This window comes from Lentzea rhizosphaerae, from assembly GCF_042649515.1.
Lineage (GTDB): Bacteria > Actinomycetota > Actinomycetes > Mycobacteriales > Pseudonocardiaceae > Lentzea > Lentzea aerocolonigenes.
The window spans coordinates 159,634-179,805 of the sequence record NZ_JBHRZI010000036.1 but is presented as its reverse complement, the minus strand read 5'-3'; the positions used below and the strand labels follow the sequence as shown (position 1 = coordinate 179,805).

Below are 20,172 nucleotides of genomic sequence, written 5' to 3'. Positions count from 1 at the left end.
GACGCCGACGAGGGGGTTGCAGGGTCGAAGCCTCACCGTCCCCTGCCGAATGAGGTGTACAACGCCGTGCAACTCCGAACCCTGATACCCATCGCGCTCGCGATCTTGCTCACCAGCACCAGCACCGCCCAGGCCGCGGCCAACCCGTACGAACGCGGGCCCGCCCCCACCGTCGCCAGCATCGAGGCGGCTCGCGGGCCGTTCGCGACGGCGGAGACCACCGTGCCGGCGACTGTCGGTGGTTTTGGTGGCGGCACGATCTACTACCCGACCAGCACCGCGGAAGGGACGTTCGGCGCGGTCGCGATCTCGCCCGGCTTCATCAGCACGCAGGCCAACATCTCCTGGCTCGGGCCGCGCCTCGCGTCCCAGGGCTTCGTGGTGATCACCATCGACACGATCACGATCTGGGACCAGCCCGACCAGCGGGCCGCCCAGCTGCTCGCGGCGTTGGACTACCTGACGCAGCAGAGCACCGTGCGGTCGCGGATCGACGCCACGCGGCTCGGGGTCATGGGGCACTCGATGGGCGGTGGCGGGTCCCTGCGCGCCGCCACCCAGCGGCCGGCGCTCCAGGCCGCCATTCCGCTGACGCCCTGGCACACCACGAAGAGCTGGCCGGCGGTCACCGTCCCCACCATGGTGATCGGCGCGGAGAACGACTCCATCGCGCCGGTCGCGCAGCACTCCGAGCCGTTCTACACGAGTCTGCCGTCCACACTGGACAAGGCGTACCTCGAACTCAACAACGCCTCGCACCTCGCGCCGAATTCGGCCAACGTCACGATCGCCAAGTACAGCATCTCGTGGCTCAAGCGGTTCATCGACAACGACACCCGCTACGAGCAGTTCCTCTGCCCGCCGCCGAAGCCCAGCACGCTGATCGAGGAGTACCGGGACACCTGCCCGCACTCCTGAGCGATCACGAGAACGCGCCGGCCTGCGGGGGAGACGCAGGCCGGCGCGGGGTCACACCGCGGTCCGGGTCCGGCGCCACGCGATCACGATGAGCGCGATCAGGCCGAACAACGGGATGGTGCTGATGGCCCAGGACAGTCCCATCGGCGGACCGGGTTGGTCCATCACCTGGAGGTCCTTGAGCTCACCTGTCGCCGGGCCCGCGGGACCGTCGATGTCGAACTTGAACGTCCACGTCCCCGGCTCGGGCAGCGCGAAGACGTCGAGGCCCCACACCTCGCGCTTGCGGGGGTGACGCGCCAGCGGGCTGTCGTCCACCAGCTCCGTGCCGCGGACGAGGGTCAGCGTGCCGGTCTTGCTCGTGATCCCGTCCGCCGGCGCGAACGTGAAGTCCAGTGACTGCATGGCTCTGACGGGCCACGTGCTGAAGCCGACGGTCAGGTCGTACGGCCCGGCCTGCACCTTCTCGGTGTGGACCACGTTCACCGGCTCGAACGCGAGCGACGGCGACGCGAGGCCCAGCAGGAGGCCGGCCGCGCCCAGCAGTCCCAGAATCGTCTTACGCATGGCGGCCTTCCTTTGCCGGTGCGAGGTGGCGCAGCATCTGGCCGAACCGCCGGCCGAGCATCCCGGCGGCGGCACCGAAGATCGCGCCGGCCACGATGGTGGCCACGTACCTGTCGAGGTGTGGGAACGGTGCGCCGTACGTGAGCATGCGCTGAAGCGGCGAGCACGCCGTGATGATCACGCCGCCGACCGCGCCGGGGATCCACGCGGGGAGCCTGTGCAGCAGTTCCGCGGCGATCGCGACGACGATCAGGCACATCGGGATCATGTTGGGCAGCGCGGGAACGCCGTCGGTGTAGTCGCGCAACGGCAGACCGGTCGCGTCGGCGTAGACCTCGGTCGCCCACGGCGAGAACCACCAGAAGACGACCTGCAGCACCGCGACCACCACCGCCACGGTCAGAGCAGCGCCGCGGCGCTTCAGCAGGTGCGCGCCCATGAACAGGATCATCACCGAGAAGAACGCGCTGCCCACCGAGACCGTGTTGACGATCCCGCCGGGCAGGGCCCGCAGGCCGATGACGGTGACCATGCTGAACACCAGCAACACCGCCGCGGCTCCCGCCACGCCGTACGTTCCCCAGCTCTGCTCACGTGCCACCGCGAAGACCATGACGGCACCGACCATCGTGATCGAGACCGACAGCAGCAGCCCGATGTGCGGCGGCGAGTCGATCACCGCGTCGAAGCCGTACAGGCCGTGCCACCACTGGTCCCACAGGCCGTAGACCAGGAACAGGGCCGCGCCGATGCCGGAGATCAGGTAGCCGACGGGCGCGGCGAACGTGCGTCCGAAGACACCAACCGCGCGGCCGCCGACGATCGGGTCGACGGCCTTGTCGCGCTTCTCGTTCGCCGTCGTCATCAGCACGACGGCGAGGCTCGCGAGGCCGGAGACCGCACTGCCCGCGTACAGGAACAGGTGCGGCATCGTGAAGAACGTGTCGGGCCCGACGTCGGAATGCCACTGGATGTCCCAGGTCAGGCCGATCAACGAGAGCAGCGTGCCGCCGAGCACGACGCTCGCCGGGACCAGCCCCCTCGGTGCACCGACCCTGACCGGCGCCGCAGCCGCCGTGATGTCCACTGGTGATCCTCCCCCTTCAGGTGAGCAGCAGCGGGATGACGACCCGCTCCGCGCTGAGTGACACGGTGATTTCCCATTGCCCGGCCATGAACAGGCCGACGTCGGCGGCCTGGTAGTGACCGGGTTCGAGCTGTCGCGCGGTGATCGGGGCGATCGCGTGCCCCATCCGCGGCATCGCCGGTTCGACCGTCACGTCACCGCCGGGCGCGGGATTGCCCGCCCGGTCGGTGATCCGCAGGTCGAACGTGTTGCTGCCGGACTTCGTGCTCGCGGGCGTCAGCACGAACCTGAGTTGCGCGCTCTCCGCGAGCTGCGGCTGGGCCTCGACGGCACGCGGCCACAGCACGACCAGCGCGCCCGCGGCCGCGACGACCACGGCCAACGCGATCAGCACCGCACGCTTCACTTCTCCGCCACCCCCTTCGCCGCCGGAACCTCGACGACCGCGGGCACCGTCACGACCGAGTAGTCCCGCTCGACCTGGATCCACACGAGGTACTTGCCGGGCAACGGGAACGAGTACGTGAACGGCACGTCCGGCCCGTAGGCGGCGACGCTCTCGTCGGGCTGGTCCGGCACGCCGGGCGTCGGCGGGATCATCGAGTGCACGTGGGCCCAGATCGGCGCGTCGGCGGCGGCGCCGGTGACCGGGCCGACGACGATCATGTGTCCGAGCATGCCCAGCCACGGCTGCAGATCACGCTCGCCGAACCGGGCGGTGATCGTGCTCGGCCTGCCCGCCTCGCGGATCTCCTTGCCCAGGTCGGCTTTTCCGTCGTGCGGGGTGGCGGTGGCCGTTCCGGAGACGTCGACGCGGGAGCGCAGCAGCTGCACTCCCCCGCCGCGCCGGGCGATCTCGGCGGCGATCGCGTGCGTGCCCTGTTCCGGGTCGCGCAGCCGGGCGCGGTACTCACCGGGGGCGGTGCGGATCGGGTGCAGGTGCCGGAGGTTCCCCGACGGGGACACCACGACGAGGTGGATGAACGCGCTGTCGTGCACGAGCAGGTCGTCCACCGGCCTGCCGGACGATCCGTCGGTCAGGCTGAGCACCAGGTCCTGGCCCTTCACGCTCGGCACGAGGTTCACCGGCGGGCGCGAGAAGTCCACTGTGGACGTTCGTCCGTAGGGGTTCATGACGTTGTCGTAGGTCGGATCCAGCTGCGTGCCCGGAGCGGCGACCGGCGGAATGCTCGGTGACAGCAACGCCGCCGTCACTCCCACGGCGATCGCGGCGACCATGCCCGCCGTGGGCACGAGCGCGAGGCCTGGCCTGCCGAACACCGCGAAACCCAGTGCCGCGAACAACAACAGTCCGGCCGCGATGAACCCGCCGTAGGTCGCCTTCTCCCACGGCGACGCCACGACCGCCGGGACGACGAACGGAATGGTCGCCTCGTCGACCGCGAGCTCCCACGGGCCGGGCCTGTCCACCTGCACGACGCCCGAGTAGAAACCGGGCGTGGCACCGAGAACCACCTTCGCCGTGCTGGTCCGCGCACCCGCCGCACGCGCGGTCAGCGTGATCTCGCCCGGTGGTGAACCGGCGTGCGTCACCACGTCGACGTGCACCGGTCCCGGCACCTCCGCGACCCTGCGGATGATCACCGTGAGGTCGCGGTCGCCCAGGCTCTGCGCGACGTGGACGTCGCCGCCGGCCATCGCGCCGTCGGCCAGCGCCGGTGCCGCGATCCCCAGGATCGGCCCCAGCGCGAGCAGCAAGATCGCAACACTTCGTTTCATCGTGGCAGAAAGTAGCGATCACGACGGCCCGGACGCGTCACTTTCCCGGCTGAAACCGGGTCCCCCGCGCGGGGGACTTCCGACCCCTGCGAAGCGGGAGGATCTCAGGGCCGCGATCCGGCAAGATTCACGGTGATGGATCCGATCAAACTGCCGTTGAAACACCAGTCGTGGCTGGTCGCGGCCGTGTGCATGGCCGCGGACGGCGGCTCCGTGCTGTTCGAGGGCGGGCCGCCCTGGCGGACCGGGGTGGTGCTCGCGCTGACCCTGGCGGTGGACGCGATGCTCGGCGGGCCGGCCAAGTTGTCCGGGTGGGTCGCGGCCGCCCAGGCAGCGCTTCCGCTGGTCGTCGTCCTGTCCTTCGGTTCCTGGTACGACGCCAACGACGCCGGCCTGCTCATCGCCGGGTATCGGGCCGGCGCGTGGCTGCGCGGCGCACCGGCGTGGGCCTCGCTCGGGGTGCTCTCGGCCAGCCTCGTCACGTGCGCGTTCGGCGCGGGCTTCGGCCCGGCACCGGCGGTGCTCGGGACGATCAAGAGCGCGGTGCTGCCGTGGCTCGTCGGCCGGTACACGACCGCACGCCGCGCCTACCTCGCCGAGCTGGAGAAGCGTTCGGAGATGGAGAAACGGGACGCGACGGCGGCGGTCACGAAGGCGATCACCGAGGAGCGCAGCGCGATCGCCCGCGACCTGCACGACGTGATCGTGCACCACGTGAGCGCGATCGGCCTGCACGCCGGCGCCGCCCGGCTGAGCCTGCCGGACGGCGACGCGAAGCCCGCGCTCTCGTTGCGGTCGGTCGAGATCGCGAGCCGCGCGGCCATGGTGGACCTGCGGCACCTGCTCGACCTGCTGCACGGCGACAAGCCGGAGGGCGTGCGACAACCGGGACTCGACAACCTCGACGAGCTGCTGGACAACGTGCGCGCGGCCGGCACTCCGGCCCGTCTCGAGGTCCGCGGGCAGCACCGCGCCGTGCCGGACTCGTTGGACGTCACCGTCTACCGGATCATCCAGGAGATGCTGACGAACGCGCTGCGGCACGGCGACTCGTCCGGCGTGACGGTGACCCTGGAGTACGGGCCGGACTCGCTCACCGTCGCCGCGCAGAACACGGCGCGTGCGGACAACGGCCACTCGGGCTCCATCCGCCGCGGCCTGGTGGGCATCCGCAACCGCGCGGGCATGTTCGCGGGCACCACCCGGTCCGGACTCGAACCGGACGGCCGGACCTGGCGCACCGTCGTCACGTTCCCCCTGGAGGCGTCATGACGCTGACGGTGCTGCTCGCCGACGACCACGCGATGCTGCGCTCGGGCATGCGCGCGATCTTCGACACGCAGCCCGACCTGGAGTGCGTCGCCGAGGTCGCCGACGGCAGGGCGGCCGTGTCCGAGGTCGCGCGGCTGCGTCCGGACGTGGCCGTGCTCGACATCAGGATGCCCAAGCTCGACGGGCTGGGCGCGACGGAGATGATCCTCTCCGACCCCGCGAACCGCACCAAGGTCCTGCTGCTCACGACCTACGACACCGACGAGTACGTCTACCGCGCGTTGAAGGCCGGCGCGAGCGGGTTCCTGCTGAAGTCGTTGCCGCCCGAGGAACTCATCTCCGCGGTCCGGGTGGCGGCACGCGGCGACGCGCTGATCGACCCGTCCGTGACCCAGCGCCTGATCGCACGGTTCGCCGTGAGTCTCGCTCCTCCTCCGACGCCGCCGGAGTTGGAGCTGCTGACCGCGCGTGAACGCGAGGTGCTGCACCTGGTGGCGGAGGCGTACAGCAACGCGGAGATCGCGGCGCGGCTGCACGTCGGGGACGAGACGGTGAAGACGCACGTTTCGCGGGTGCTGGCGAAGCTGGGGCTGCGGGACCGCGTGCACGCCGTCGCGTACGCGCACATCAACGGGCTGGTGCAGAGGCGCTAGCGGGTCAGCTCTGCCAGAGCACGGGCGACTTGTCGTAGCCGTCACCGCGGTTGTACTCGGCGGCCGCCACTGCCAGTCCGTCCGGCGCGCCGCTGAGCACGCAGGTCTCGTACGTCGCACCCGCTGTGGAGAACGTCTTGGGCGCGCTGCTGGAGTCGCACTTCGCCGTGTCACCGCTGATGATCACGCCGGTGCCCTTGCCGTCGGCGCCGAGGCCGCGCACGGAGACCGACGTGTAGCTCAGGTCGGTGCCGCTCAGGTTCTCGACCTTCACCCGCAGGTAGAACGGCGTGATGTTCTTGGCCCTGTCGCCGAACTTCGCGAGGTCCTCCTTGGCGCCCGCCTCGATGGCGGTGACCGTGACGGCGATCGTGCCGTTCTTGCCGCTCGACGCGTACGGCAGCACCGCGCGGGCGCCGACTTTCAGCTTGGTGCCGGGGGCGGTGACGTCACCGCCGGCGGCGACCGGTGCGGCGGACGTCGTGGTGGCGGTTTCCTTCGTCGTCGTCTCGGTCGACGCGGGAGCCGCCGTGCCAGTGGTCTCAGAGCCGCACGCCGACAGCAGCAGTCCCGCCGTCGCGGCGACGACGATGAACAAGGGGCCACGGGCGTGCGTCACTGCGGAACTCCTCGGTGCGGAAGCGGGGATGCCGAGGAGGCTAGGCCGGTAGTCCGAGTGGCGGTATCGGTCGTTCACACCACACGGCTCAGAGGTCGTCGAGGCCGATCAGTCCGTCCTGGATGGCCCGCGCGACCAGGGCGGCCTTCGTCGGCGCCTGCCTGCCGATCGCGGCGTACTTCACCCTGATGCGCTCCAGGTGCGAGTTCACCGTGCTGAGCGTGATGTTGAGCCTTTGGGCCACGAACTCCTTCGACTCCGACTGGAACCACTCGACGAGGACCTCGGTCTCCCGCGGTGACAACGCGGGACGGGTCTCGGACCTGTCGCCCGCCAGCGCGCCCGCGAGCGCCGGTGGTGTGTAGGAGTGACCCGCTGCCGCCGCGCGCACCGCCTGCACGAGGTGGTCGGCGCCCTCGGCCTTGGTCAGGTAGCTCAACGCCCCGATCTCCAGGCACTGCAAGGCGATCTCGTCGTCGGCGCGCATCGAGTACACGACGACGTTGCGCCCGTCCTCGACGAGCCTGCGCAACGCGGACGTCGCGGGCGTGCCGCCGGACAGGTGCAGGTCGAGCACGACGACCGAGGCACCGGCACCGGGGCCGGTCCACGCCACCTCGGCGGTCTCACCGCTCGCAACGAGCGTGATGCCCGCGGAGGACAGCCAGTGCGCCACTCCCGCGCGCACCACGGGATGGTCGTCGACCACGACCGCCGTCACGTCGTCCGCCATCTCGCCTCGCTCCTCACCAGTCCGCTGTGGACACTCGTCTCGACCGTGACCGCCGTTCCGCGTTGCGGCAGCACGCCCCCGGCGTCCGCCACGACGGCCACCCGCACCTCGGTGGGGGTCCGCAGCAGGCTCACCTTCGCACGTCCGGTCGCGGCGGCGAGTGCCTGGGCCATCGGCGCCACCAGTTCGCGCCGCACCTCCGTCGGCACGGGCGTGGCCGTGCCACTGACCGCGAGCGACACGGCGACACCCCGCCGTTCGGCGACGTCCACGCACGCGGTCAGCTCGTGCAGCAACGGGTCGGGCACGTCGTCGTTCTCCGCGAACAACCTGCGCAGCTGCACCGCCGCCACCGAGCAACGCAGCCGGGTCGCCTCGTCGGCCACGCTCACCCGTTCGTCGGCGAGGTCCGCGAGCAACGGCAGCAGCGCGCCGAGCTGCCCTTCGAACCCGGCCTTGAGGTCCTGTTCCCGTTGGCGGGCAAGCTCTTCACGGGTGCGGGCGTCGTCGTGTTCCGCCGCCGCCGCGGCAGCGAGACGAGCGTCGCGCACCAGCACCCGCGTGATCACCAGCACGCCGACCTGGAAGCTCGTGCCGCTGAGGATCACCACCCCGGCCGTGCCGACGTCGCCGTTGCCCGCGTGCGCGAACCACGCGACGGAGAAACACACGTGTGCTGCGAGCGCGCCAACCAGCAGCGCGGGCCGTTCGACGAGGACGAGCAGCAGATACCAGCCGATGAGCCCGAACGCCCAGTCAGCGGGTCCGAAGGACGTTTGGTCGGGCAACGCCGTCGTCGCGAGCACCGAGGAGACGAGCACGACCGCGCCTTCGACAGCCGGGAACCGCTCCGACCGGCCGGCCGCAACATGCCCGGCGACGATCGCGAGGACACAGCACAGCAAGGCGTACGCGATCCACGGTGCCGGGCTCTGGTGATGCTCCACGAGCGCGGGCAGCGTGAGAACGAGCTGCACCGCGACCACGACGACGAGCAGAACCCGCCGGGTGGTGGTGAAAACCGCGTGGTCAGTCATGCGGCCACACCAGACTGGCGGTGGTGCCGCGGCCGGGTTCGGAGTCGATTGACGCGGCACCACCGACGGCCCGCAGCCGGTCCGCGACGGATCCGCGCAGCCCACGCCGGTGCTCGGGCACGTCGCCGGGGACGAACCCCTGCCCGGCGTCCCTCACGATCACCACCGCACCCCGCGACACCGTCAGCTCCGCCTCACGAGTGCCCGCGTGCCGCTCGACGTTCACGAGCAACTCCCGCACCGCCCGCACGAACGCCAGCGCCACCCCCGCAGGCACCGGCACGACCTCGGCGGACACCCGCACCGCCAGCCCGCTGTCCCGCGCCACCGCCGCGAGGGCCGCCCCGAGGTCCACGGTCCCCTCCGCCTCGCCCCGTTCGGCCAGCACCACGAGATCACGCCGTGCCTGCGCGGCCACCGCCACGGGATCACCACCGTGCGCGGCCATCAGGAACGTCGCCGCCGCCGTGTCGTGCAGCAACGCCAGGTACTCGCGCTCCCGCCGCCCACGATCAAGCGCGACCGCCGCCGCCCGGCTCTGCTCCGCGGCACGTTCGCGCACCACGTCGACCCGCCGGCTCGACCGCCGCAACAGCTCGTACGCGACCCGCGCCAGCACCGACTCCAGCACCGCCCGCACCAGCACCCCGGGCCCGGCCACCGCCACCTGCACGGCCAGCAGCGCCGCCGTCGCCGGCACCGTGACCCGCAACGGCCACTGCCACTGCCACGTGATCAGCGTCGTGGTGAGGACGGTGAGGACCCACTGCCCCTCGCCGCCGAGCACCACCGACAGCGACACCACGCGCACGAACGCCACCGGCAGCGCCACCCGCGGCAGCCGGAAGTCGGCGACGGCCGTCACCGCGACGAACGCGAACAGGGCCCACCCGAGCGCCGAGCCCGTCGAGAACGCGCCGAAGAGGCTGATCAGGACGACACCGGCGCCGCGGACAGGGCCCGCGAGACGGGACACCGTCGCGAGGAGCCTCGCCTCCAGCAGCACGCCCGGCATTCTGCGTGAGACGTTCGCCGCGCACCCTGCCGGGGCGCGCCGTACCGTTTCCCAGGTGGCGGACGAGGCCGCACTGGCGCGGGGACGGGCCGCGCACGCACGGCGGGACTGGCCGGTCGCGCACCGGTCCCTGGCCGGCGCCGACAGCGCCGACGACCTCGTGCTGCTCGCCGAGGCCGCGTTCCTCGCCGGCGAGGACGCCGAGAGCGTCGGCGCGTGGGCCCGTGCCTTCCAGCTGACCTCAGGTGACGCGCCCCGCGCGGTGCGGTGCGCGTTCTGGCTCGCGTTCGGCCTCATCAACAAGGGCGACTTCGCGCGAGGCGGCGGGTGGGCCGACCGCGCCCGGCGGCTGCTGCACGAACGCGAGTGCGTCGAGCAGGGCTACCTCAGGTACCTGACCGGGTTGCGGTCCGTGCTGCAGGGTGAGGTGGTGCCCGCGCACGCCGCCTTCACGCAGGCGGTGAAGATCGGGGAACGGTTCGGTTCCGCCGAGCTGACCACGCTGGCCCGCGCCGGTGAGGGACGCTGCCTGATCTACCTCGGCGACGTCGCCGAGGGGCTGGCGCTGCTCGACGAGGCGATCGCGGCGCTCGCGTTGCACGAGATCTCGCCGCTGGCCGTCGGCGACCTGTACTGCACCGTGATCGAGGGCTGCGGCGAGCTGTTCGACGTGCGCCGGGCGCGGGAGTGGACCGAGGAGCTCACCAGGTGGTGCGAGGGGCAGCAGGGGCTGGTCCTCTACCGCGGTCAGTGTCTCGTGCACCGCGCCGAACTCATGCGGCTGCACGGCGACTGGACGGCCGCGGCAGGTGAGCTCGACCGCGTTCAGGAGCTGTTCGCACCGACGGCAGGGCCGGCGACCCTCGCCTCCTCCAGCTACGAACGCGCCGAGTTGCACCGGTCGGCCGGGCGGTTCGCCGCTGCCGAGGAGGCCTACCAGGAGGCCTCGCTGTGGGGTCGTGATCCCCAGCCGGGGCTGGCGTTGCTGCGGCTCGCCCAGGGCAGGACCGACGCCGCTCAACGCGGTGTGCGCCGGGCGCTCGACGAGGCCGGCGAACCACTCCGCCGCTGCGCGCTGCTGCCGGCGTTCGTCGAGATCTCCTCGGCGTGCCACGACATCACGGCCGCGCGGGCCGCGGCGGACGAGCTGGCGGGACACGCCGCACGGCTCGGCACGCCGTTGCTGAAGGCACGGGCGGGCATCGCCACCGGCACGGTGCTGCTCGCCGCGAACGAACCGGCCGCCGCGCTCGCGGCACTGCGACCGGCGGCAGGCGTCCTGCGTTCGCTGGGCGCGATCCACGAGAACGCCCGCGCACGCGTCCACATCGGACTCGCCTGCCAGGCGCTGGGTGACAGGGACGGCGCCGCGGCCGAGTGGGACGTGGCGCGCTCGGTGTTCCGCGCGCTGGGAGCCGCTCCCGACCTGGGCCGGCTCGACAGCGCGAACACCGGGGTCCTGACGAGCCGCGAACGCGAGGTGCTCGCCCTGGTCGCGGCGGGACGCACCAACCGCGCGATCGCCGCGCACCTGGTGATCAGCGAGAAGACCGTCGCGAGCCACGTCAGCCACATCCTCACCAAGCTCGGTCTGCCGAGCAGGGCGGCCGCCACCGCGTACGCCTACGAGCAGGGCCTCCTCTGAAGTACTGACGACCCGCCGGTCACCACGTCCACAGTTCTCCCGATGTGGCGACCGCTCTCCGGCTCCTAACGTCGGTGGACCCGGCTCGTCAGGAGGACGTCATGCACTACCAACTGGCTTACTCGATCGGTTTCCACCCGTGGGAGGACGCGACCGACCGACCGGCCGTTCGTCGACAAGCTCTCGGAGCTCTTCGACCGCGAGGAGGCGGGGCGCGAACGCCCGTTCGGCCCCGCGCTCGACCTCGGCACCGGCAGCGGCATCTGGGCCGTCGAGATGGCGAAACGCGGATGGCAGGTCACCGGGATCGACCTCGTCGAGAAGGCGCTGCGCCGGGCGCGGGACCGCGTGGCCGAGGCGGGCGTCGACGTGCGGCTCGTGCACGGCGACGTGACCGACCTGCGCTCCGCCGGCGTCGGCTCCGGCTACCGGCTGATCGTGGACTCCGGCACGTTCCACGACTTCGACACCGACCAGCAACGCGCGATGGGCAGGGAGGTGACCGCGGTGGCCGCCGCCGACGCGACGCTGCTGCTCATCGCCTGGCCGCGCCGCAGACGCCCGTTGATCCGCGGTGCCGACCGCGAGGAGATCGAGCAGGCGTTCCCGCAGTGGTCCATCACCGACGTCGCACCGTCGCAGGTCACGCTGCCGAAACTGATGGAAGCCGTGCTGCGGCCCGACGAGCAGTGGTACCGCCTGCGTCGCTCGGGAACGTGAACACCACCGGGACAGCGCACCGGCGAATCCGACCGGCGCAGTGCCCTCCCGCACGCCATTGACCAACGGTGGTTTCCGCATTGCGCCATCGGTGCTGCTCACACCGGCACACGGATGAATTCCCGGCAATTTTCCTGATTACATGTCAAATGGCATCACACAACACGGGTAACGCATTCCGGAATTCAGCGACTCCATTCGGTCCGGGCGGAATGCCCGGAAACGACCTCGTCCCCGGATTGGAGCCGCCATGAACCACCAACGGCACCGGATCAGACCAGCGCTCGCGATGTCGCTGATCCTGCTGGCCGGTCTCGCCGCACCGGCGCTCGCCGCGCCGACACCCGGCACCGACGTCCTGTACACGCTCGACGCCGACTTCGACCGCGGCACCCTCCAGGACGTCAACCACGACGCTCCGGACAACGACCAGCTCCAACTCGACCGGTCGACCGTCTTCTTCCCCTACGTCAACGTCGCGGCCTCGGCTCGCGGCACGATGGTGCGCATCGACGTCAACACGGGTCAGATCGTCGGTGAATGGGCGTCGGCACCGAACGGGCGTGGCCGAAACCCCTCCCGCACGACAGTGGACAAGTTCGGCAGCACCTGGCTGTCCAATCGCGACGAGAACGCCGGTGGACGTGGTTCGGTCACCCGGATCGGCGTGATCCAGGGCGGCACCCGCGTCAACGCCGACGGCACCGCGAATCCGACCGGCGATTACCTGAAAGGCCCGTTCTCGTACAACAAGTGCGTCGACCGGAACCAGGACGGGCTGATCGCCACCAGCCGCGGTCTCGGCGACATCCGGCCGTGGACCAACACGGGCGGAGCCGACGACAACGGCGGTGTCACGACCGCGGCGGACGAGTGCGTCATCAACTACGCCAGGGTCACCGGCAGCAACACCCGCACGGTCGCCGTCGACGCCCAGAACCGGTTGTGGACCGGCGGTCAGGACCTCGACCACGAGCTGCTCGACGCCGACGGCCAGGCCACCGGAACGCAGTTCAACGTCGGCTGCGGCGGGTACGGCGGCCTGATCGACAAGGCGGGGACGCTGTGGTCGGCCCGCAACTTCGGTCTGCTGCGCTACGACCCGGCCACCGCCACGCACGCGTGCCTGGACGCGACGCACGGCGACTACGGGCTCGGCATGGACCCCGTGACCGGCGAGATCTGGCACACCAACTTCTCCGGCAACAGGGTCGCGAAGCTCGCCCCGGACGGCACGGTGCTCGGCGCGTTCGCCCACGGCAGCCAGAACGCGCAGGGCGTCGCGGTCGACAACAGCGGCAACGTGTGGGTCGCGCACTCGCTGAGCGGCGCCACCACGGTCGGCCACCTGCGCACCGACGGCACGTACGTCGGCAACGTGGCGCTGCCGGGAGGCGTCGGCCCGACGGGTGTCGCGATCGACAGCAACGGCAAGGTCTGGGTCACCAACATCAGCACCAACAACGCCCAGCGCATCGACCCGGCGGCCGGTCCGGTCGGTGGCGGCGGGCACCGGGTCGGCCAGGTCGACCTCACCGTCGACCTCGGCGCGGGCGCCGGGCCGTACAACTACAGCGACATGACCGGGTCGGTGCTGGGCGAGATCACCGCGCCGCAGGGCACGTGGTCGGTCGTCCAGGACAGCGGCCACGCCGGCCAGACCTGGGGCACCGTCACCTGGAACACCGAGGCCCAGGGCAGCGTGCCGGCCGGGACGTCGATCACGGTCGAAGCGCGGACCTCCGACACGGAGGCGGGCCTCGCGGGCGAGTCCTTCACCGCCGTGGCCAACGGGGTGACCTTCGCGAAGACCGGTCGCTACATCGAGGTGCGGGCCACCCTCACCGCCAACGCGAGCGGTGCCAGTCCCGTGCTGTCCGACCTGCGGATCAAGACGTCCGAACGCACCGGCGTCTTCTCCTGCCAGGCCACCGCGCTCAACCTCGCCGGGATCATCTCCACGCGCGCCAACCCGCAGGACGTGCCGTGCGTGGACGACCACGAGAACCTCGCGAACGTCCAGCTGAACGCGGGCATCCTGACCGTGCGGGCCAACGCCCTCGACGCGCGGACCGACCAGACACCGGACGACCTGACCGGCACGCCGCCGTCGGTGAACGACCTCGCCACGGCACGGGCGCGGATCGAGCAGACGCGCGTCACCAGCGGCCTGCTGACCATCGAGCTCGGCGTGATCGAGTCGAACGCCTCGGTCGCCTGCGCACCGGGACCGAACGGCCTGGTGCCGCAGTTCGCGGGCTCGTCGTCGATCGCCAGCCTGAAGATCAACGGTGTGACCGTCAACGTCGGCAGCGCCCCGCTGACGATCCCGTTGCTGATCGGGTCGCTGCGGCTCAACAGCACCACGACGACGACCACGAGCGTGGTGCAGCAGGCGGTCGTGGTGGACACACCGCTGACCGACCTGGTGATCGGTGAGGCGAAGGCCAACGTGGAGGCCAAGCCCGGCCACCCCGGTGGCACTCCCTGCCGGGTCTGACCCCGGCCGAGGGCGCGCGACCCTGCCGCGCGCCCCACTCGACTCGCTGAAGTTCGACGGCGGCCGGGAGGTCTTCGACCGCCTCGAGGCGTGGAACCCCGCTCTCGCGGCCACTACCAGCAAAGTTGGCAGTAGTTAGCGTGATCAGTAAACGATTACATTCGCCGCCAAGTACAACCAACTGACGGACACGACACCGTGAGAGCGCGACTACCGGCGCTTTTGCTGCCCAGACTCCTGGTCGACCTGACAAAGCACTACTAGGAGCTGACGCGCACCTCCTTGATCGCACCGTGCCAGAAGTCGGCGTTCTGACCGCCGAACTTCGCCCGTCCCACCGACAACGCACCGGTGCTCACGAGCGCCGGTCCCGCCGGAGCGGTCGCGACCAGCGTTCCGTCCACGTACAGCCGGATCTCGTCACCCCTGCGTTCGCCCTTGAGCTCGTACCAGCGGCCGATCTCCGGCGTGATCTCGTACCGTGCCCGGTTGCCGCCCGGCGTGCTGAACGCGAACGCGCCCTGCCCGTACTGCAGGTAGAAGGGGTTCTCCCGTTCCCTGCCGTCCTGGCTCACGGCCGTGGCGAAGTTGCCGGGGACCTCGTCGAGCCGCACCTTCGCGGACACCGTGTAGTCGCCGGTCGTGTCGATCACCGGGCCGTAGGTGTCCGCGGAGCCGTTGGTGAACTCCAGGGCACCGTCCTTCCATGTGGCACCGGTCGGGCTCAGCGTCAGCGGGTTGCCGCCTCCGCTCGAGTCCTCCGCCGTCGTTCCCCCGTCCTCGTCGAGCTTCCACTCGCCGCGTCCCGCGTACGGGTACGGTTTGCCCGCGTTCTCGCCGGCCTCGATCACCCGCCTGTTGATCTCGCGGACGGGACCCGGATCGACCTTGATCCTCTTGCGGTCGTAGGTCCACATCCCGTTCAGCTCGTTCTCGAGGTCGGTGACCTGCGTGTAGACCGACGCAGACAGCTCGGCACGCGCCTGCCCGAGGTAGAACGTGCGGGTGTTGTCGACGTACTTCGCGGTCAGCGCCGCCTTGTCCGGCACGCCGCTGTAGATCACCGTCGGCGCGCCCGGCCACTGGTGTCCCGGCGTGCGCAGGGTGAACCCGCCGTGCTCGCCGTCCATCACGACCCGCTTGCCGTCCGGGCGTGCCGGGTCGGTGTTGTTGTAGTCGTGGTGGTCGATCACGTCGCCCTTGCCAGAATCGCCCTTGGAGGCACAGCAGTTCACGCCGCTGTGCGCGTTGACGATCCGGCTCGGGTCGGCGGCCTTCACGCTGTCGGTGATCTCGCCGGTGACGGTGCGGTCCCACTCGCCCCAGCCCTCGTTGAACACGATCCACGCGTAGATCGACGGATAGTTGTGGAGCTGCTTCATCAGCTCGCGGTTCTCGTCGAGGAACGCCTGCTGCCCCTCGACGGCACTTCCGTCCTCAACGGACACGAAGTCCTGCCACACCAACAACCCCAGCCGGTCGGCGTGGTAGTACCAGCGGGCGGGCTCGGCCTTGATGTGCTTGCGCACCGAGTTGAAGCCGAGGTCCTTCTGCGCCTTCAGGTCGAACACCAGCGCCTCGTCGCTCGGCGCCGTGTTGAGGCCGTCCGGGTAGAAACCCTGGTCCAGCATCATCAACGAGAAGATCGGCTTCCCGTTGAGCGTCAGCTTGGGCTGCCCGCCGACGTTCGCGATGCCGGTGGACCGCATGCCGAAGTAGCTCTTGACCCGGTCGCCGTTGAGCTTGATCTCCAGCTGGTACAGGTACGGGTCGTCCGGCGTCCACAGGTGCGGGTTGGCGACCGGCAGGGACAGCTCGGCGTTGGCCCGCCCGGTGACCGTGCCGACCTGCTTTCCCCTGGCGTCCTTGGCAATCGCCGTGACGGTCGCGTTCCCGGCCGACCTGACCTCCAGCGCGAGCGAGCTCGTGGCGAGGTCGGGCGTCATCTTGATCTCGTCGATCGCCTTGTCCGGCACCGGTTCCATCCACACGGTCTGCCAGATGCCCGACGACGGCGTGTAGAAGATCCCGCCGGGGTCGCGGGACTGCTTGCCCTTCGGCTGGTGCGGACCGGTCGTGTCGGTGACCGCGACGACGATCTCCTGCTCGCCGTTCTTGATCGCGCCGGTGATGTCCGCGCTGAACGCCGTGTAGCCGCCGGAGTGTTCAGCCACCAGCTTGCCGTTGACCCACACCCTGGCCTCGTGGTCGACCGCTCCGAAGTGGAGCTTCACCCGCTGCCCCGACCAGTCCCGCGGCACGGTGACCGTGCGGCGGTAGAACATGTGGTCCTCGTGCCGTTCCAGTCCGGAGAGCTGCGACTCGATCGGGAACGGCACGATCACGCGCTCGGGCAGCCGCTGCCCGAACACCGGCTGCTGCCCGGCCTTCGCGCCCGCGAACTCCCACGGACCGTTCAGGTTGAGCCACTTCTCGCGTTCCAGCTGCGGCCTCGGGTACTCCGGCAACGGGTTGCGGGTGTCCACTTTCTCGCCCCAGGGCGTCCTGAGCCTCTCCATCGAAGAATTCTCAACGGTGCGCGCGGTCTTCTGCACCTTGGCGCCGTCCACGGCGAGCGTCCCCGCACCGTCGTAGAAGAGCCGGACCCGTTGTCCCTTCAGCACTTCCTCCGCCAGCCGGACGGTGACACGCGTGCGGTTGGGCACGATCGCCGCGATCGGCATCGGCGTCGAGTCCGCCTCGATCCGCAGGTGGTCCTGGAGGTCCGCGGTACCCGTGACGCGCCCGCCGAAGTCCGCCGTGAGCACCCGCCCGTCCGCCGACACGCTCGCGTCGCGCGGTACGACCTGGAAGTCCGCGGGAGGCGTGAACGCGGACTCCGGCACGATCTGCTTGGCGATCGAGGCACTCGACCAGCGCAGGAACATGTTGGCGCCACCGGTGTCCTGGAACATCTCCAGCCGGAAGTCGTACTTGCGGCCCGCGGTGAGCGTCACGGGCGCGCTGGTCTGCTCGCGGTCCCAGTCGCCGACCCAGTGGTCGATCACCGGCTTGCCGTCCACGAACAGCCGGAAACCGTTGTCACCAATGGCGTGGAACGTGTAGTCGCCGGTCCGCGGCACGGTGATGCTGCCGGTCCAGCGCGCGGTCGTGTGTTCGGTGCGGCCGGCCAGGAACCCGAAGACCGACGTCAGGTCCGGGTGGTTCACCTCGGCGTCGAGCACGGTTCCCGCGAGAGTGGCGAAGTCGCGCGCACCCGGCGCCGACGTGCTGAAGTACTCGCCCTTCAGGCCGTGCACGGGCTCGGTGGCATCGGCCGGTGACGTGCCGGGCGCGACACCCAGCGCCATCAGCAGAGCGACGAGTGCGGGGGCGGCTTTTCTCATCGGCGAGATCCCCTTCGTTTTACAACGTTGTAAGAGCGCTCCCATCTATCCAGGCACAGGCTTCTGGGACCGGCTACGGCCGATCGGGGGTAACGGGCACGACAAACCGGACAGGTTTCTCACCGGCCGTGACGGGCTCACCCGAGCACCACGCCGACCAGTCCCACGACCAGCGCCCCCGGCAGCAACGCCAGCGCACCGATCATCTCGTCCCGGCCGGCCAGCTCACCCTTCACCGCACGACCGTCCACACCGCCGCGAAAGCACTCGCGGCCGCCAGCGCGAGCACCACCACGAACGGTGGTGGCGCCGGAGTCCGCGTCAACCACCCATCGGTTCGGCGGCGTGCACGTACGACCGCCGAAAGCACCAGTCCCCGCCCTACGACGGCAGCGGGATCTCCAGGCTCACCGTGCCCCGCAGGTCCAGCCACGCGCGGTCCCGGCCGCGCACCAGCCGCAGCACGACCTCCTCGCAGTGCGGACAGCGCGCCACCAGCCCCGGCGCGTTGCGGTAGACGCGCAACGTCGCCACGGACCCCTGGTACCCGCAGCCAGCGCACCGTCCCGTCGCCGCGGTGAGGTCCACGGCGAAGATCTCCCGCAGGTCGCCCGCGAGCGCGTTGCCGTCGACGTGGTCGTCGCTCATCGGTGGTCTCCTGTCAGCCGAAGCGTTCGGTGCGGATGCGCCGCGGGTCGTGGCCGAGCGCCACGAGGACGTCGGACACCGTCTCGACGAATCCGGTGGGCCCGCACACGAAGCAGTTGGGGGTGAACTCCGCGGGCCAGGCGTACGTGTTGATGGTGGCCACACCCAGCCGGCCCGGCGGCTCCGGAGAACCTTCCGGAGTCCGCCGGGTGTACACCAGCTTCACGTCGAGGCCCGCGTCCTCGCGCGCTCGTCGACGCAGCTCGTCGGCGAAGTACACGTCGTCCGGCGTGCGCACCGAGTACACCAGGCGGAACGGCACGCGGCTGCCCTCGGCTGCCCGTGCGCGGATCATCGCCATCAGCGGCGCGATGCCGGAGCCACCGGCGACCAGCGTCACCGGTGCCTGGTCGGCGGGTCGCCACACGAACCAGCCGCCCACCGGGCCGCGCAGCTCGATCTGGTCGCCCGCGGCCAGCACGTCGCACAGGTACGGCGAGACCTCGCCGTCGGCCACCCGCTGCACGGCCAGTTCGATCCGGTCGCCGTCGGGCGCGGACGAAATCGAGTAGCTGCGCTGCACGGAGTAGCCGTCCTCGGCGGTGAGCCGGAGGTCGACGTGCTGGCCCGGCAGATGTCCCGGCCAGCCCGGCACGTCGAACACGAGCCTGCGCGCGCTTGCGGTGAGATCGGCGGTCTCGGCCAGTTCGGCCACCCGCCAGGTCAGTCGCCCTGATACCGCTGTTCGCGCCATGGATCTCCGTAGTCGTGGTAGCCCGCGCTCTCCCAGAAGCCGGGTTCGTCCTCGAGAAGCAGCTGGATCCCGCGGACCCACTTGGCCGACTTCCAGAAGTACAGGTGCGGCACCAGCAACCTGGCCGGTCCGCCGTGCTCGGGCGTGAGGTCATCGTCGTCGTAGCGGTAAGCCACCCACGCCTGCCCGTCGAGCAGATCCTCCAACGGCAGGTTGGTCGTGTAACCGCCGTAGGACTGCACGAGCGCGTAGTCCGCCGCCGTCTCCACGTCCTCCAGCAGCACGTCCAGCGAGACGCCCTTCCAGCGGGTGCCGAGCTTCGACCACTTGGTGACGCAGTGGATGTCCGTCGTGATCTTCTCCGCGGGCAGCTCCATCAGCTGCTGCCACGACCAGTTGTACCGCTGGCCCACCTCGGTGCTGACGGTGAACTCCCACCGGTCGGTCGTCACGCGCGGGGTCGGCCCGGCGGTGAGCACCGGGAAGTCCTCCGCGAGGTACTGCCCCGGCGGCAGCTGCGCGTCGGGTGACCGGCGCCGCCCGGTGAAGCCGGGAGAGACGATTGCCATGCGTGACAGTAGACGACAGCCGGAGCGCGAACGCCACAGCGGATCATTGCGCGGTGGCGCCCCCGTCGATCGGCAGCGCGGCGCCGGGACCGGAAGGGTCACCGTGCCCGCGTTGTTCACCGCACTGTCCGAACTCGGCCACGGCGGCGGCGACCAGGGCCTGCGCGTCGGCCTCGACCCGGACGTCGGTGGGCACGAACAAGGCTCGGCCGCCGTTGGCGCGCAGCTCGTCGGCGAGGGCGCGCCCGACTTCGGCTCGGCGTGCGATCGCCTCCCCGATGCCGGAGGTTCCGCCGGTCACCAGGACGACCTTGCCCGCCAAGCGTTCGGTCACGCCGACCTTCCTGG

General features: G+C 70.7%; 18 protein-coding genes and 1 pseudogene. 6 read left to right on the top strand and 13 right to left on the bottom strand.

Translation table 11 applies throughout. The annotated features are described in order from the left end of the window. Positions 1 to 66 precede the first annotated feature (66 nt). A complete protein-coding gene (locus tag ACFOWZ_RS38430) occupies positions 67 to 918 on the top strand; it encodes a poly(ethylene terephthalate) hydrolase family protein (RefSeq protein ID WP_382378877.1) in 852 nt (283 codons plus the stop codon). 51 nt (positions 919 to 969) lie between these two features. On the opposite strand, the gene ACFOWZ_RS38425 is transcribed toward ACFOWZ_RS38430, so the two are convergent. Genes ACFOWZ_RS38425 through ACFOWZ_RS38410 form a run of 4 tightly spaced genes read right to left on the bottom strand, consistent with a single transcriptional unit; the run spans position 970 to position 4,312 of the window. Further along, on the bottom strand, positions 970 to 1,485 hold the full coding sequence (locus ACFOWZ_RS38425; protein ID WP_382378876.1) for a hypothetical protein: 516 nt from the start codon (positions 1,483 to 1,485) through the stop codon (positions 970 to 972). Further along, on the bottom strand, positions 1,478 to 2,572 hold the full coding sequence (locus ACFOWZ_RS38420) for a hypothetical protein (protein ID WP_382378875.1): 1,095 nt from the start codon (positions 2,570 to 2,572) through the stop codon (positions 1,478 to 1,480). Before ACFOWZ_RS38420 ends, ACFOWZ_RS38425 begins: the two co-directional genes overlap by 8 nt. Positions 2,573 to 2,588: 16 nt before the next feature. Beyond that, positions 2,589 to 2,978, bottom strand: a complete 390-nt coding sequence (locus ACFOWZ_RS38415) for a FixH family protein (protein ID WP_382378874.1) — start codon at positions 2,976 to 2,978, stop codon at positions 2,589 to 2,591. Further along, the gene (locus ACFOWZ_RS38410; RefSeq protein WP_382378873.1) at positions 2,975 to 4,312 is read right to left on the bottom strand and encodes a hypothetical protein; all 1,338 of its coding nucleotides are present in this window, start codon (positions 4,310 to 4,312) and stop codon (positions 2,975 to 2,977) included. The genes ACFOWZ_RS38415 and ACFOWZ_RS38410 overlap by 4 nt, the downstream gene beginning before the upstream one ends. 135 nt (positions 4,313 to 4,447) lie before the next feature. Here ACFOWZ_RS38410 and ACFOWZ_RS38405 point away from each other — a divergent pair, with 135 nt between their 5' ends. Together ACFOWZ_RS38405 and ACFOWZ_RS38400 are read left to right on the top strand one after the other, a co-directional pair. Further along, positions 4,448 to 5,584 carry a sensor histidine kinase gene (locus tag ACFOWZ_RS38405; protein WP_382378872.1) on the top strand — a complete coding sequence of 379 codons (1,137 nt, stop codon included), beginning with the start codon at positions 4,448 to 4,450 and terminating at the stop codon, positions 5,582 to 5,584. Next, positions 5,581 to 6,237, top strand: coding sequence for a response regulator (locus ACFOWZ_RS38400; RefSeq protein ID WP_382378871.1), 657 nt, complete (start codon positions 5,581 to 5,583; stop codon positions 6,235 to 6,237). The genes ACFOWZ_RS38405 and ACFOWZ_RS38400 overlap by 4 nt, the downstream gene beginning before the upstream one ends. 4 nt (positions 6,238 to 6,241) lie before the next feature. Here the strand turns inward: ACFOWZ_RS38400 and ACFOWZ_RS38395 are convergent, their stop codons facing one another. The 4 genes from ACFOWZ_RS38395 to ACFOWZ_RS38380 all read right to left on the bottom strand — a co-directional run bounded on the left by ACFOWZ_RS38395 (position 6,242) and on the right by ACFOWZ_RS38380 (position 9,641). Next, positions 6,242 to 6,856: a hypothetical protein gene (locus ACFOWZ_RS38395; protein WP_382378870.1), complete on the bottom strand. Its 615-nt coding sequence runs from the start codon at positions 6,854 to 6,856 to the stop codon at positions 6,242 to 6,244. 88 nt (positions 6,857 to 6,944) lie between these two features. Further along, positions 6,945 to 7,589: a response regulator gene (locus tag ACFOWZ_RS38390; RefSeq protein ID WP_382378869.1), complete on the bottom strand. Its 645-nt coding sequence runs from the start codon at positions 7,587 to 7,589 to the stop codon at positions 6,945 to 6,947. Next, a complete protein-coding gene (locus tag ACFOWZ_RS38385) occupies positions 7,574 to 8,626 on the bottom strand; it encodes a hypothetical protein (RefSeq protein ID WP_382378868.1) in 1,053 nt (350 codons plus the stop codon). Before ACFOWZ_RS38385 ends, ACFOWZ_RS38390 begins: the two co-directional genes overlap by 16 nt. After that, a complete protein-coding gene (locus ACFOWZ_RS38380) occupies positions 8,619 to 9,641 on the bottom strand; it encodes a sensor histidine kinase (protein WP_382378867.1) in 1,023 nt (340 codons plus the stop codon). Before ACFOWZ_RS38380 ends, ACFOWZ_RS38385 begins: the two co-directional genes overlap by 8 nt. A gap of 55 nt (positions 9,642 to 9,696) precedes the next feature. On the opposite strand from ACFOWZ_RS38380, the gene ACFOWZ_RS38375 reads away from it, so the two are divergent. The 3 genes and pseudogenes from ACFOWZ_RS38375 to ACFOWZ_RS38365 all read left to right on the top strand — a co-directional run bounded on the left by ACFOWZ_RS38375 (position 9,697) and on the right by ACFOWZ_RS38365 (position 14,506). Then, entirely contained in the window at positions 9,697 to 11,286 is a 1,590-nt protein-coding gene (locus ACFOWZ_RS38375) for a LuxR C-terminal-related transcriptional regulator (RefSeq protein ID WP_382378865.1), read from the top strand. A 189-nt stretch (positions 11,287 to 11,475) separates the two neighbouring features. Continuing rightward, positions 11,476 to 12,006: pseudogene (locus ACFOWZ_RS38370) on the top strand (class I SAM-dependent methyltransferase); the annotation flags it as partial. A gap of 250 nt (positions 12,007 to 12,256) precedes the next feature. Next, on the top strand, positions 12,257 to 14,506 hold the full coding sequence (locus tag ACFOWZ_RS38365; protein ID WP_382378864.1) for a hypothetical protein: 2,250 nt from the start codon (positions 12,257 to 12,259) through the stop codon (positions 14,504 to 14,506). Positions 14,507 to 14,766: 260 nt separating this feature from the next. On the opposite strand, the gene ACFOWZ_RS38360 is transcribed toward ACFOWZ_RS38365, so the two are convergent. From ACFOWZ_RS38360 to ACFOWZ_RS38340, 5 genes are all read right to left on the bottom strand, one after another. Next, positions 14,767 to 17,853, bottom strand: a complete 3,087-nt coding sequence (locus ACFOWZ_RS38360) for a PA14 domain-containing protein (RefSeq protein WP_382378863.1) — start codon at positions 17,851 to 17,853, stop codon at positions 14,767 to 14,769. Between the two features lie 381 nt (positions 17,854 to 18,234). Next, entirely contained in the window at positions 18,235 to 18,501 is a 267-nt protein-coding gene (locus ACFOWZ_RS38355) for a DUF6510 family protein (RefSeq protein WP_030467201.1), read from the bottom strand. A 13-nt stretch (positions 18,502 to 18,514) separates the two neighbouring features. Then, positions 18,515 to 19,255, bottom strand: a complete 741-nt coding sequence (locus ACFOWZ_RS38350; protein ID WP_382378862.1) for a ferredoxin reductase — start codon at positions 19,253 to 19,255, stop codon at positions 18,515 to 18,517. Beyond that, a complete protein-coding gene (locus ACFOWZ_RS38345) occupies positions 19,225 to 19,824 on the bottom strand; it encodes a sulfite oxidase-like oxidoreductase (RefSeq protein WP_030467203.1) in 600 nt (199 codons plus the stop codon). The genes ACFOWZ_RS38350 and ACFOWZ_RS38345 overlap by 31 nt, the downstream gene beginning before the upstream one ends. A gap of 43 nt (positions 19,825 to 19,867) precedes the next feature. Further along, positions 19,868 to 20,158 carry a hypothetical protein gene (locus tag ACFOWZ_RS38340; protein WP_382378860.1) on the bottom strand — a complete coding sequence of 97 codons (291 nt, stop codon included), beginning with the start codon at positions 20,156 to 20,158 and terminating at the stop codon, positions 19,868 to 19,870. Positions 20,159 to 20,172 lie beyond the last annotated feature (14 nt).